This is a genomic window from Bifidobacterium sp. UBA744, assembly GCA_002298605.1.
In the GTDB taxonomy this organism is placed as follows: Bacteria; Actinomycetota; Actinomycetes; order Actinomycetales; family Bifidobacteriaceae; genus Bifidobacterium.
In genome coordinates this window covers 493-13,381 of sequence record DBKS01000019.1, presented here as the reverse complement: position 1 = coordinate 13,381, position 12,889 = coordinate 493, and the positions used below count along the sequence as shown (strand labels likewise).

The following is a 12,889-nucleotide window of genomic DNA, read 5'->3' as shown; positions in this document are numbered from 1 at the left end:
GGCGATGAGATCGAGGAAAGTGTCCGCCCCCTCGGTGGCGCCGAAGGTGACGGTGGTGGTCGACCCGAAGGTTTTGGCGCCGGTCGTCAGGTCCAGCGCAACGGCATAGTGGATCGGCCCGGAGACGACGCTGTTGCGCTCCTCGGCTTCCAGCCTGGTCAGGTTTGATCCCGGCATTTCGTATGACTCCTTGCGATTCGAATGATTCAGCGATCTTCGTCCACATCGGCGATATCGGCCACCACCGGCACGATCATCGGCTTGCGACGAAGCTTGCGGGAGATCCAGCTGCCCAGCGAGCGGCGCATGATCTGCTGCAGCTTATGCGTGTCCTTGGTGCCGTGGATCATCGCGTCCTCCAAGGCGGAGACGATCTGCGTGCGCACCTGGTCGAATTCGCTCTCGTCCTCGGCCACGGCGTTCAGGAAGATCTTCGGGCCGTTCACCACCTCGCTGGCTTCGGTGTCGACGACCACGAAGCTGGAGACGAATCCTTCGGAGCCGAGGATGCGACGCTTCTCCAGCTCCTCGTCGGTGAGCTCCCCCACCGAATCACCGTCGACATACACGTAGCCGCACGGCACGGAGCCGACAACCGCGGCGCGGCCGTGGTACAGATCCACCACGTCGCCGTCCTGGGCGAGCACCACATTCTGCGGGTCCACGCCGGTTTTCACGGCGATCAGGCCATTGGCCACCAGATGGCGGTTCTCGCCGTGGATGGGCATCGCGCACTTGGGCTTGACGATGTTGTACATGTACAGCAGCTCGCCCTCGTTGCAATGGCCGGAGACATGCACGGCGGCATTATCGCGGTTCACCACGCGGGCACCCAGCTGCACAAGCTTGTTGATGACCTTGTACACCTCGTGCTCGTTGCCCGGAATCAGCGAGCTGGCCAAGATCACGGTATCGAATTCGTTGATCTGGATGTCGGGGTGGTTGCCGTCCGCGATGCGGCCAAGCGCCGCCATGGGTTCGCCCTGCGAGCCGGTGCACATGTACACCAGTTTGTCGTCCTGGATGTCGCGGGCCTGCTTCAGGTCCACAACCGTGTCCTCGGGGATGTGGAGATAGCCCAGATCGGCGGCGATGCCCATATTGCGGACCATGGACCGGCCGACGAACACCACTTTGCGGCCATACTTGTGGGCCGTGTCGACCACCTGCTGCACACGGTGCACATGGGAGGAGAAACTCGCCACGATGATCTTGCGCGTGGCCTCGGCGAAGGCATGGTCAAGGGCCGGTCCAATCGAGGTCTCGGGCTTGACGAATCCAGGAATCTCGGCATTGGTGGAATCCATCATGAGCAGGTCGATGCCCTGCTCGCCCAGCTTGCCGAACTCCACCAGATCGGTGATCTTATGGTCCAACGGCAGCTGATCGAGCTTGATGTCGCCGGTGTCGATCAGGGATCCCGCCGGAGTCTTGACGCGAACGGCCAGGGCGTCCGGAATGGAATGGGTCACGGTGACGAACTCGAGGTCGAAGGGACCGACCTTCATCTTGTCGCGGCCGGAGACCTCATGCTCCACGGGATTGATGCGATGCTCCTTGCACTTCGCGTCCACAAAAGCCAGCGTGAGCTTGGAACCGATGAGCGGAATATCGGGACGGAGCTTCAGCAGGTACGGCACGCCGCCGATGTGATCCTCATGACCGTGCGTGAGCACCAGCGCTTCGACCTTGTCGAGACGATGCTCGATATAGCTGAAATCGGGCAGAATGAGATCGACGCCCGGCTGCTCCTCCTCGGGGAAAAGCACGCCGCAGTCGATGAGCAGCAGGTGACCGTTGTACTCGATCACATTCATATTGCGCCCGATCTCGCCCAGACCGCCAAGCGGGACGATGCGCATGGATCCCTTGCGGTACTTGGGGGGCGCCACAAGCTGCACGCCCTGCTGCGAGCCGGTGGCAGCGGGAGCCTTGCCCGCCCTGGATGTTTTTTGATTGCGTTGTCTGTTGGTGTTGTTTCTTCTTGCCATTCTTGTATTCGGTATTTCCTATTTCTTTGCCCCCGCATTAGGCAGGGGGCGACGTGTCAGAGTAGACCGGCGGCGCGCATGCCTTCCTCGGCCTTATCCAGCTGCTTGGCGTTGGCGCCGATATTCGGCAGACGCATCGCGGTGGAGGGAATCTTGCCAGCGATCCGGCATGCGGCCTTCGCCATCACGGCCTGATAGCCGTCTCCGTTCAGGGCGTGCACCAGCGGGGCCAATTGGTTGGCGAGTTTGCGGGCGGTGGCGATGTCGCCGCGGTCAAAGGCCTCGACCAGCCTGCGCATCGGGTTGGAGGCCACATGAGCGATCACGGAGATGATGCCGACCGCGCCGATGGACAGGAACGGCAGGAACAAACCGTCGTCCCCGGAGTACCAGGCCAGCCCGGTGCGCTGCTGTTTCTCCACCGCCGCCGCAAGATCGCCGGTGGCGTCCTTCACGGCCTTCACGTGGTCCAGCTCGGCAAGGCGATCATACGTTTCGATGGTGACCTTCAGACCGGTGCGGCCGGGCACGTCGTATACGATGATCGGCTTCTCAGCCACCGCGTCCACGGCCCGGTAGTGCCCCACAATGCCATCCTGGCTGGGACGGGAATAATACGGCATGACGACCAGCACCGCGTCAGCACCGGCCTCCTGGGTCTGCTCGACCATCCGCACGGTATGGGCCGTGTCGTTGGATCCGGCACCGGAGATCACCGGCACATCCACGACCTCCTTGACGGCACGGACCAGATCGACCTTCTCGTCCATATGCGTGGTCGGGGATTCGCCAGTGGTGCCGTTGACCACCAGACCATCCGCACCGTCCGCGACCAAGGACTGCGCAAGATGCTGTGCCGCCTCGAAGTCAACCGAACCATCGGCTTTCATCGGGGTCACCATAGCGGGAAGGATGCGGCCAAAGGGGGCCGGCTCTAGCAGATGCATGTCACCGTCACTCATAGGATTTACCGTACTTCGCGGGTGGGACGCTTCGCCGGGTCATTCGTCGCCGTCACCCATGCCACCGTCGCTTGCGCGACTCACCGCCAGGATCGGCCCGGCCTCCTGCTGGGCCAGCACCGTCAACGCCTCATCCGGATCAAGCGCGACCGTAACCTGCAACTCCGCGCGCTGTTCGGAGGACTGCCCCGTCACGCCGATGGCATTCGAAGAACCGTTATCCGAATCGGCGTCGAGCCGTGCCGAGGGGGCGACAAGCGTCAACGCGTCGCGGGCCAGCACGCATACCGCCGCCCGTTCCGTCCCATCGGATACCTGCGGCAACGGCCCCGATGCAACCGGCGACGACGTCTGCGCACATCCCACCGACGACACGAGATCCACATGATCACCCGCGATCAAATGTTCCGGAACGCTGGCGAGGCGCACCTCGATGATGGTGCTGCCATCGGGAGGGATCGGGGCGACGGCAAGCGAAGCCTCATACACCGGCTGTCCGCGGCTCATCGGGGCCAGCGCAATGCGCCCGCGAAGCCGGTCGACGGATCGCGTGGCCAACTCGCCCATCGATGAAACGGGCGCCTCAACCACCGTCAGGTTCTCGTCCGAAAGCCGCTCGCCCCGCGCGATGTCCATCGAGGCGACCACCACGGGCTCCCTGCCGACAAGCGCGGCGGCGAACTGCAGGGCCAGCCAAACCGCCACACCTGCGCACCATGCGGACAACAACCGCCTTCCCATGACGATTAGACGCCGTCGTTGCAATGTGTTCCCAGTCATATCCGCATCATGCGGGACGCGGATGCATGGGGCAACTATCCGGCTGACTGTGGTCGAATGTGCCCAATCCCGGCGGCGCCGCCGAAAAGGCGACGCGAATCCCGGCGGAAATTCGCTATGGGCGTATTACAGGTCCGTGAAGCGCCTCATGATCCGCTCGAGTCACCGGGACACGCGCTATTTGGACGAGGAATGCGAGGCGCCGTCAGTGCGATAGAAGCCATGCCCCTTGAACTCGATCGGCACGGCGGCATACACCTTGCGCACCTGCTCCTGTCCACACTTCGGGCATACGGTAATCGGATCGTCGCTAAAGGACTGAACCTGGGTGAAATCGTACTGACAGCTCTTGCAGCGGTAATGATACGTAGGCATGTGACTATCCCCTCATTTCCATGGATATGGTTCTTGCACAGATTTCAACCGTTCATATCCTAGTCGTTCGCAGGACAGTGCATACGACCCGTCCAAGTCAGCCCCTCGCCGGTCAGCACGGCGTCAACCGGCACATCGTGGCCCAATGCGGGCAGCAATCCCCGCTCGCCGTCGGCAACACGGTTCTCCCAGGGCCAGCACACGGCGACAACCGGCGTCCCCGGCCGACGAACGGCCAGCGCCCTGTCGTACCACCCGCCACCGCGCCCCAGGCGAGTGCCGCGCGCGTCCACAGCCAGGGCAGGCACCAGGATCAGCGACGCCCTTCCCAGAGTCCCGGGCGGCAGCACTGCCCCATCCGACGGCTCCCACGGCCGGCCGGCACCCACGTTTGACAACGATTTCAAGGATTCGAGCTCGCTCCACCCTATGTCAAGGCCGCCGCCCAGCCGCGGAACCAACACCGTGCACCCGGTGGCGAGCAGCCGCGACAGCAGCGGACGCGTGTCCACCTCGGATCCCATCGACACATATGCCGCCACGACATCCCCGGTCCGCACGGCAACCCCCGATGCGGCAAACGCCCGGACGACGGCCTGCCCCTGCCGGAGACGGTCATCCCGCGTGGTTCGCAGGCGCATTGCGATGGCCCGCCGCCGAAGTTCCGCCTTGCCCTGACAACCTTCACCGTCCACGGATTCACCGTCCCCCATGCATAATGCCGCCGCAACACGAATATCCGCCAGCCAATATATCCAGCGGACAGGTCCGACGCGCCACGGAGACGGACGATATGATGGTGAGCGCACAGCATGCCTTTCCCAGGCATGAACCAGCATTGCAAGGAGCAGCTATGATCAAGGTTTCGGTGGTGGGCGCGAAGGGGCGCATGGGATCGCATGTGGTGGATGCGGTTCGCGGCGCGGAGGACACCGAGCTGGCGCTGGCACTGGATGCCGGCGACGATCTGACTGCGATTGCGCCGTCCAACACCGACGTGGCCGTGGAATTCACCGTGCCCGCCGTCTCACTTGACAATGTGCTCACGCTTATCGGCCGGGGCGTCGATGTGGTGGTCGGCACCACCGGCTGGACCGACGACAAGCTTGCGCGGGTGCGCGAAGCCCTCAAGCATGCGCCGAAGCCGGACCAGGCCGTGTTCATCGCCCCGAATTTCGCGATTTCCGCCGTGCTGGCCGACCACTTCGCCACGATCGCCGCCCGGTACTTCGAATCCGCGGAAGTCATCGAGCTGCACCATCCCACCAAGGTGGATGCGCCGTCCGGCACCGCGCTCCACACCGCGCGCGGCATCGCCGCCGCCCGACGGGCCGCCGGACTTGGCCCGGTGCCGGACGCCACGCAGACCGACGGCGGATCACGCGGCCAAACGATTGACGGCATTCACGTGCATGCGGTGCGCCTGCGCGGGCTGAACGCCCATCAGGAAGTCCTGTTCGGCAATGCGGGCGAGCAACTGACCATTCGCGCCGACAGCTTTGACCGCACAAGTTTCATGCCCGGCGTGCTGCTGGCCGTGCGCAAGCTGGCCGATGGCGGCCATGCGGGACTGACCATCGGCCTTGACCAGTTCCTGGACCTCTGAGAGGGCTTCCGAGAGGGACGTTATCCACGCATATCCGTCAATGAGATCCGTCAACGGACCGGTCCGCGACCAAACCCCGAGCTAACCGCGCTCATTGAACACCGCCCAATGCGGCGGCAGCTCCGAAAGAATACGCCGATCGTCGTCCGCGGCGCGCTGGGCCGCCGTCTGTTCGTCGGAGGGTTCCGACGCCACGCCGTCCGCATCGAACCATTCGGTGCCCTTGCGGACCACACGCTTATGGGGCCTGCGACCGCGTGGCTGCAACGCCGACTTCTGCTGTCCGCTCATCGAACCGCATCCCCATACAGATCAGCCAGATGCGCGATGATTCTGTCAACCTCCTTATCGGGATTGACAAACGCGGACACCGACCACACCGTCATCACGGACCAGCCCTGCAACTGCAGATTCTCCTGCATTATGCGGTGCCGCTCACGCGTGGACTGCACCGACATGAAGGCGGCGTCATCGGTAAGCACCGCCAAGGCGAACGGCCTGCCCGTCACGCCCACCACCAATGGAATGCGCATGCCGGTGTCGAACCCGTAATCCACACCCACTTCAATGCCCCGGGCGCGAATGCGGTCAGCCAGATCGGCAAGCAGAACATTGCGCTTCTGCAACTCATGCGTCTCAGGGCGCATCGGCTCATCACCGAGCTGCTCTGCCCATATCAGCAGCTCCCGCAGCAGCTTCGGACCGGACTGGTGAAGGCGCTCCTCCTCCATATCCGACGATCTGAACGCGCTGACAATATCAAGATTACGATTAGCCAATGCAATGGCGTCCAGCAGCATGCCGCTGCGGGCCTCGCCCTCCAGGTCGCCGAACTGCTGCAGCAGACGACCATGCGAAGTCTTGGCGAACCCCAGCGAGAGAATGACGTCCGTGGATTGCGCACCGGCCACTTCGTCAAGACTGATGATGCGCACATGCCTCAGGAATTTACCAAACTCGGCGTCCTTGGCCGCACAAGCCTTCAATTCAGCGCCCAGACGCATGCGATGCGTGGTCGACAGCGTCACGATGGTCAGCAGATACGAGGCGGGCACGATGGTGAACGCGGCGGCGCGACGATGCAGAATGGCAATCACCGCATCGATCTCCTGCTGGCTGGATTCCACCAAGCCGGAGGAAAACACCGGAACGCCCGTGCCATTGACCGCGGTATAGGACACATTGCCCCGGGCGGCTTCAGTGGCGATGTCAAACGGCACCTCACCGTAGCCATGCGCTTTGAGGAATGCGGCCACGCGGGGAGCGCGACGACCGGGACGGGCTTTCACCTTCACGGTGGGCAGCATCGAAGTCAGCAATTTCACCGAATCGCTGGTGATGGTCTCGCCATGCGCCAGCACCACCACCTGCCTGACGCGCCTGAGCACCGACAGCAACTCGATCGGCTCGATGTGCGCCGAAGCGTCCAGCACCGCCACGTCAGCCAGCTGATCGGCATCGGTCAGCGCCGCCAGCGTGGCCGGAGTCGCCACCATCACAGGCTTGGCCAGACGCATCATCGACGGATAGCCGTGCACCAAACGGCTCAATCCGATGCGCGGCTCGGAGGCGAGCAGCGTATGCAGCTGGTTGGCCTCCTGCGTCCGGGAGAATAGCAGTTCGGAAAGCTTCCGCATGGACTCCTGGGCCACCATGGCGCCAATGGAACGCACATGCTCGGTATCAACCTGATTGAAACGGTCAGCCGCGTTCGACAGCGCAGACCCGTCGGTATTCGAGATAATCGCCGATGAATGGACGATATCGTCGAACACCGTGGTCCACCACGACAGGCGCAGTTCGTTGCCGACACCGTCCTCGTCAACCTGGCGGTTCCTCAGATCGGCGATGAGATCGCCAAGTCCGACGGATGCGAACTCACGTTCCAGCCCGGCTCGCTCGGGCAGCGTATCCAAGGCGGCGTGATCGTTGAACAGCGCCTTCAGCCGATTCTCCACCTCATTCAACGCAGTGGTCTCCAGATTGCCTCCGGCGGGCGTGGTGGATAGCACGACGTCCAGCGCGGTCAGATCCTGATCCAGCATGTCCTGCACATCGATGATCCGATCCAGCTTCGCAGGCAGGACCGGCCAGCCTCCAGCGGGCACGAACATGCGCCACTGCTCCGCCTGCTTGGCCACCACCAGCAACGCCTCATGCAGATTCTCGACCTGGGCACCCACGCGCAGCAGGCTCCTGGCCTCCTTGATATGACGGCGACGCTCCCAGAATCCCATCGACGAAGCGGAGGCGCGGCGCTCCTCCTTGGACTTGGTCGCCTCGATCATCGCCGGAATGTCACGCTCGAAAATGGCGGGCTGGAACACATCCAGCACGCGGCGCAGATTCTTGAGCACCATCACCTGACGGCCCCATTCGCGCGCGGTGGAGGGCACCGGGAAGCCGCATGTGCGCACGGTGGAGGCGACATGCTCTCGCGTGGCGGGAAGGGTTTTCTCCAGCAGCCGCACAATGCGCTGGTATGCATCCACGGCCTCGTCCTCGTTGTACAACGCGGCGCCGAACCACGGGGTGTCCGCCGGCTGGATGGTGAATTCGCCCAATTGGGCCGCGCGCCTGAGCTTGTCGCACCATTCGTCAAGCCGACCCTTGATGGCGTGCGCGGCGGTGATGCTCAGACGCACGTGCGTCGCCGGATGCGTGGACAGCGTGGAGATGGAGGCGAGATTCTGGATCGTCTCATAGGCGGAGAACTCCCAGCGTTCGTTATCGCCGTGCAAATCACCCAGATAACGGGTCAGGCGGGACCGTACGCCCACCAACTCGTCAGCCAGCTGATCGAAATGCCCGCTCGCGGTTCCCGGCTGGTATCCCACGGCGCCAATCAGCTGGCGGTCGATGGACCCATTGAGATCGGAATCGGTGATGTCAAGAACCAGAGGCGCCATCTCGCTCGATCGGGCCTCCTGCATGAAACGTCGTTTGGATTCCATCACGCACGGCACATACAGCACGGATTTGCCTTCCATCACGCAGCGGGAGGCGATCGCCGCGCTCTGCACCGCCGTGTCGCGGTTCGCGGGCTCATCAAGGAATACGGAATGGCCGGAGGCGGCCAAACCGGCCGCATATCGCACCGTGTTGTCCACATCGCCGATTTCATATTCATTATGCGGATCGACGTCAAACGGGCTGTATTCGGGAAGATGCGGCCCCTTCAGCGAGGCGATGGCATCGGCATTGCCGGCGAGCGCGTCGATGAGGACATTGCCTGTCGGCCCGTCCTCCATCTGATCGATGATGTTCAGGCTTTCCCCCAGCAGCAATGCCGACGGTTCCACAAAGCATCCGAGCACAATGGTGCGCTCAATCGAAAAATCCTCTATCGAACCGAAGGTTTTCGCAGTGATGGCGTTGAACAGCGCCGATGTCTCCGGGGTACCGCCCTCATAATGCGACATGTCGAACAACTCCGACGCGTTCAACGTCACGCCTTTGGCGCGCATAGCCGAAACGAACACCGAGTTCAGCTCCACCTTGCCGGTAAAGCGAATCAGGGTTTTGGACGGCGACGCGGTGGGCCGGCTCACCTGCACCGGATACAGCAGCACCGGCATGGCGGAATCGCCCCATGTGGCCATGCCCACCACCAGCGACAACTCCGCGCATCCGGAGACGCGTTCCTTCACCGCCTGGTCGTCCAGCACGCGTTCAAGACGGCGTCCCGCCGCGCGAAGCATGCCGTTGTCTCGAAACAGGGAGTCCAGATGCACCTGTCCGGACGCAAACAGCTGGGCGATGCCCGAAGGATGCGCATGCGTCAGATCCAGCTGCGCGGCCAATTGCGAAATATCCTCCAAAGGCGTCGGGCCGCACGAAGCCTGATAGGACTGCCGCCAGGCGCGAATGCGGTCGAGCGGCGCAATCCGCCGACCTTCGGGGTGTTCGGTCTCGCCGCCCCGGCCCGGCGCAGCGGTGGTTTCGATAGTGGGATCGGTCATAACGGTCACTTCCCTGTCGCCGCAAGATAATCGCGGTAACCTTCGTTGTTCTTCAGCGCGGCGTCGATATCCGCATTGCCCTGAGCCTCCAGCCACGCGTAGAGATCGTCGTACAACGCCGGGTTCATGGCAAGGAACGGCAACAGCTGCGGATAGCGGGCCATGTCGAATTGCAAGGCGAAGTCGCGCGTGTTTTTCGCCTGGTCCGACGTATGGCCGCCTGCTTCGACCACCGGACGCGCCGACGCGAACTCACCACGGGAAACCCTTTCGAACACGGATCCCGGTTCGAATCGGGCCGCCACCGGCGTCTGCGTCTGCATTGGCGCCGCAGGCTGGGCCATCGGCCGAAACGCGGTCGGTTGATTCACGGGCGGCTGCGTCCCGACCGATGGTGCGGTGTTGGCATCGCCGGAAGCCTCGTCCGTCTCGTCCCGCGCCGCCTGTTCGGCACTGCCAAGTTGCTCGCCCTGTACGCCCTGCACGGACTGCTCGCCCTGTACGGGCTGCTCCTGGGCGATTTCGTCTATCGCATCGGCAAAAAGATCGCGCTCCGGGTCATGCGCGTCCGCGTCATCCGACGCTTTGTCATCGGTATTCCCCGCATCGGCAAGCACCTGAGCGTGCAGCGCCCCGACACGGCTGCGCACACTGCTGGCGTTGAAGACGCTGGTGGGCTCACCGGCACGCAAATCCAGGATGTCGTCCACGGACATATCCGCGGCGTCCGGCTCCTGCTGCACGCCGCGACGAGCCGCATACGAGAACAGATCGGCCACCGGCTGCGCCGCATCGTCCGCAGCGACGCTCAGCTCCACACGCACGAAATCCACCGGCACGTCACCGAACTGGAATCTCATGGTGGTGTGAGGCAACAGAAAATCCGATTCCGGGGACACCCGCATCAATTCTCCGTCGTCGCGCACCACATAGGTGCCATTCGTGCTGTTCAGATCACGCAACGTACCGGCGCCTGCATCGGACACCGAAAACAGCGCATGCCGCTTCGACATCGATTTCGTCTGATCCGGCACATCCAAACGGCGACGACCGTTGTCGATAAGCGGCCGAAGCGGCTTGCGCCCAATCTCAAGACTCTCCCCCGGGTCAAGACGCACCTCTTCAACGCCGTTCACCTTCACGATCCACTGCTGGTTCGGTCGCTGTTCGTTCACTTCCGCCGACCTCCTTGGAATGAAGCCATATTCAGACATGCCTATGTGCCATTGTGTCATGACCACACGGTTTTTCCGGCATTACACAGAATAATCCTTTGAATCGTCAACTCTTCAGCGATTTGAGCACCGTGGCCTGGAACGGAATGGTCACCACCAACGACAGCACATCGCACACCGACTGCGCCACCTGCACGCCGACCAGACCGATGAACTGCGGCAGTACCAGCACAATCGGCGCCAGGAACAGCCCCTGACGGCACAGGGCCAGGAATGAGGCCACCACCGTCTTGCCCATCGTCTGCTGCATCATATTCGACATCATGTTGTAACCGTTCAAGGCCACCGTGCAGCATTGCAGACGAAGCGCCACCACGCCGACCGCCACCACCTGCGGATCGGAGCGGAACACCTCGACCAGCTCGGGCGCCAGGCAGAACATGGCAGCCGCCAGCACCAGCAGCACGGCGATGGAAAGACGCACGCAGAACCAGTAGCTTCCCTTGACCCGCCCATATTTCCCGGCACCGAAATTATAGCCGCACACCGGCTGGAACCCCTGCCCCAGACCGATGATCACCGAATTGGCGAACATGGTGATGCGCATCACGATGGCCATGGCCGCAATCGCAGCGTCACCGAAGGGGTTGGCCGCCAAGTTCACGCACGCCACGGAGACCGAGCCGGCGCCCTGACGAATCAGCGACGGCAAGCCGCCGCCAGCCACTTCGCGCAGCAGCAGCGCATCAGGTCTGGCGTTGCGAATCGACAACCGAATGACGCCAAAACGAGCCGCCATGATGGTCAATATGACGAAACTCACGCTCTGGCAGATCGCCGTGGCCAATCCCGCGCCGAAAATACCCATGCCGCACACGAAAATGAACAGGGGCGCCAACGTAAAATTCAGCAGGGCGCCCGACACCAGGCCGATCATGCCGAAGGTGGACTGGCCCATGTAGCGCAGCAGGCCGTTCAGGGCGAACGATCCGCACACGCACGGCGCCGCCACCAGCAGCGGTGTCAAATACGAGACGGCAAACGGCGCAATGGTGTCGGTGGAGCCAAGCGCATACACCAGAGATCCCAGACTCACCAACCCGAAAACGGCGAGGATCGCGCCGCAGCAGAACGCGCCGCAGAACCCTATGGCCAGCAGCCTCGACGCACGCTCGTTGCGCTGCTTGCCCAATTCACGGCTCATCGAATTCCCGGCGCCCTGGCCGAAGAAAAACCCGATGGCCTGCATAATCGTCATCACGGAAAAGGCGATGCCGATCGCCCCCGACTGCGACGTCCCCAACCGCCCGATGAAATAGGTGTCGGTGAGGTTGTACGCCATCGTCACCAGATTCGAAACAACCGCCGGCAGACACAGCCTCAGAATCAAGGGGCGCACGGGACGAGTGGTCATTTGACGGTATTTCTCGTCGGCACCGACACGCTTCAGTTCCATGATCGATCGTTTCACGACAAGCATCTTACACACGCGCCCAGCCGCCGGATTCTTATTGAACACCTCTTGGACACATGCGACAGGAATAAGCGACGCCCCATAACGCGGAAAATCCCGCGGCCGAACAATTTCGACCACGGGATTCCCCAATGCTTGTATGCAAGCCGATAATGCGCGGGATTCCCTCCCGCATGCATTACTTGAGCTCGACGGAAGCGCCAGCCTCTTCCAGAGCGGCCTTGGCCTTCTCGGCGTCTTCCTTCTTGGCCTTCTCGAGAACGGCCTTCGGAGCGGCGTCCACAAGGGCCTTGGCGTCGGCCAGACCGAGGGAGGTCAGGGCACGCACGGCCTTGATGACCTGGATCTTCTTGTCGCCAACGGCGGAGAGGATGACGTCGAACTCGTCCTTCTCCTCCTCGGCCGGAGCGGCGGCGCCCGGAGCGGCGGCGGCAACGGCGGCGACCGGGGCGGCAGCCTCGACGTCGAACTTGTCTTCGAAGGCCTTGACGAACTCGGAGAGCTCGACGAGGGTCATCTCACCAAAGGCTTCCAGCAGCTCTTCGTTGGTGTACTTAGCCATAA

Annotated in this window: 11 protein-coding genes; 1 reads left to right on the top strand and 10 read right to left on the bottom strand. The window is 62.8% G+C overall.

What is annotated here, in order from left to right; translation table 11 throughout:
* Positions 1-206: 206 nt before the first annotated feature.
* The 5 genes from B2994_RS02060 to B2994_RS02040 all read right to left on the bottom strand — a co-directional run bounded on the left by B2994_RS02060 (position 207) and on the right by B2994_RS02040 (position 4,821).
* Positions 207-1,991: a ribonuclease J gene (locus B2994_RS02060; protein ID WP_349675652.1), complete on the bottom strand. Its 1,785-nt coding sequence runs from the start codon at positions 1,989-1,991 to the stop codon at positions 207-209.
* A 56-nt stretch (positions 1,992-2,047) separates the two neighbouring features.
* Positions 2,048-2,953 (bottom strand): 4-hydroxy-tetrahydrodipicolinate synthase, encoded by a 906-nt coding sequence (gene dapA / locus B2994_RS02055; protein ID WP_291526742.1) that lies wholly within the window; start codon positions 2,951-2,953, stop codon positions 2,048-2,050.
* 39 nt (positions 2,954-2,992) lie between these two features.
* A complete protein-coding gene (locus tag B2994_RS02050; RefSeq protein WP_291526741.1) occupies positions 2,993-3,658 on the bottom strand; it encodes an SAF domain-containing protein in 666 nt (221 codons plus the stop codon).
* 252 nt (positions 3,659-3,910) lie between these two features.
* Positions 3,911-4,108: an FmdB family zinc ribbon protein gene (locus B2994_RS02045; protein ID WP_291526740.1), complete on the bottom strand. Its 198-nt coding sequence runs from the start codon at positions 4,106-4,108 to the stop codon at positions 3,911-3,913.
* Positions 4,109-4,167: 59 nt separating this feature from the next.
* Positions 4,168-4,821: a 5-formyltetrahydrofolate cyclo-ligase gene (locus tag B2994_RS02040; protein WP_291526739.1), complete on the bottom strand. Its 654-nt coding sequence runs from the start codon at positions 4,819-4,821 to the stop codon at positions 4,168-4,170.
* Between the two features lie 140 nt (positions 4,822-4,961).
* Here B2994_RS02040 and dapB point away from each other — a divergent pair, with 140 nt between their 5' ends.
* Positions 4,962-5,714, top strand: a complete 753-nt coding sequence (dapB, locus tag B2994_RS02035; protein WP_291526738.1) for a 4-hydroxy-tetrahydrodipicolinate reductase — start codon at positions 4,962-4,964, stop codon at positions 5,712-5,714.
* 81 nt (positions 5,715-5,795) lie between these two features.
* Here dapB and B2994_RS02030 read toward each other — a convergent pair whose 3' ends face one another.
* The 5 genes from B2994_RS02030 to rplL form a co-directional block, all read right to left on the bottom strand.
* Positions 5,796-6,005 (bottom strand): hypothetical protein, encoded by a 210-nt coding sequence (locus tag B2994_RS02030; protein WP_291526737.1) that lies wholly within the window; start codon positions 6,003-6,005, stop codon positions 5,796-5,798.
* On the bottom strand, positions 6,002-9,676 hold the full coding sequence (locus B2994_RS02025; RefSeq protein ID WP_291526736.1) for a helicase: 3,675 nt from the start codon (positions 9,674-9,676) through the stop codon (positions 6,002-6,004). The genes B2994_RS02030 and B2994_RS02025 overlap by 4 nt, the downstream gene beginning before the upstream one ends.
* A 5-nt stretch (positions 9,677-9,681) precedes the next feature.
* Positions 9,682-10,851, bottom strand: a complete 1,170-nt coding sequence (locus B2994_RS02020) for an FHA domain-containing protein (RefSeq protein WP_291526735.1) — start codon at positions 10,849-10,851, stop codon at positions 9,682-9,684.
* A gap of 106 nt (positions 10,852-10,957) precedes the next feature.
* Positions 10,958-12,307: an MATE family efflux transporter gene (locus tag B2994_RS02015; protein WP_291526734.1), complete on the bottom strand. Its 1,350-nt coding sequence runs from the start codon at positions 12,305-12,307 to the stop codon at positions 10,958-10,960.
* A gap of 196 nt (positions 12,308-12,503) precedes the next feature.
* Entirely contained in the window at positions 12,504-12,887 is a 384-nt protein-coding gene (gene rplL / locus B2994_RS02010) for a 50S ribosomal protein L7/L12 (RefSeq protein WP_291526733.1), read from the bottom strand.
* Positions 12,888-12,889: the final 2 nt, after the last annotated feature.

Excerpts from the sequence above, each read along its gene's own strand:
- B2994_RS02060 (WP_349675652.1), bottom strand. The coding sequence starts at position 1,991 with ATGGCAAGAAGAAACAACACCAACAGACAACGCAATCAAAAAACATCC.
- dapA (WP_291526742.1), bottom strand. The coding sequence starts at position 2,953 with ATGAGTGACGGTGACATGCATCTGCTAGAGCCGGCCCCCTTTGGCCGC.
- B2994_RS02045 (WP_291526740.1), bottom strand. The coding sequence starts at position 4,108 with ATGCCTACGTATCATTACCGCTGCAAGAGCTGTCAGTACGATTTCACC.
- B2994_RS02040 (WP_291526739.1), bottom strand. The coding sequence starts at position 4,821 with ATGGGGGACGGTGAATCCGTGGACGGTGAAGGTTGTCAGGGCAAGGCG.
- dapB (WP_291526738.1), top strand. The coding sequence starts at position 4,962 with ATGATCAAGGTTTCGGTGGTGGGCGCGAAGGGGCGCATGGGATCGCAT.
- B2994_RS02030 (WP_291526737.1), bottom strand. The coding sequence starts at position 6,005 with ATGAGCGGACAGCAGAAGTCGGCGTTGCAGCCACGCGGTCGCAGGCCC.
- B2994_RS02025 (WP_291526736.1), bottom strand. The coding sequence starts at position 9,676 with ATGACCGATCCCACTATCGAAACCACCGCTGCGCCGGGCCGGGGCGGC.
- B2994_RS02015 (WP_291526734.1), bottom strand. The coding sequence starts at position 12,307 with ATGGAACTGAAGCGTGTCGGTGCCGACGAGAAATACCGTCAAATGACC.
- rplL (WP_291526733.1), bottom strand. The coding sequence starts at position 12,887 with ATGGCTAAGTACACCAACGAAGAGCTGCTGGAAGCCTTTGGTGAGATG.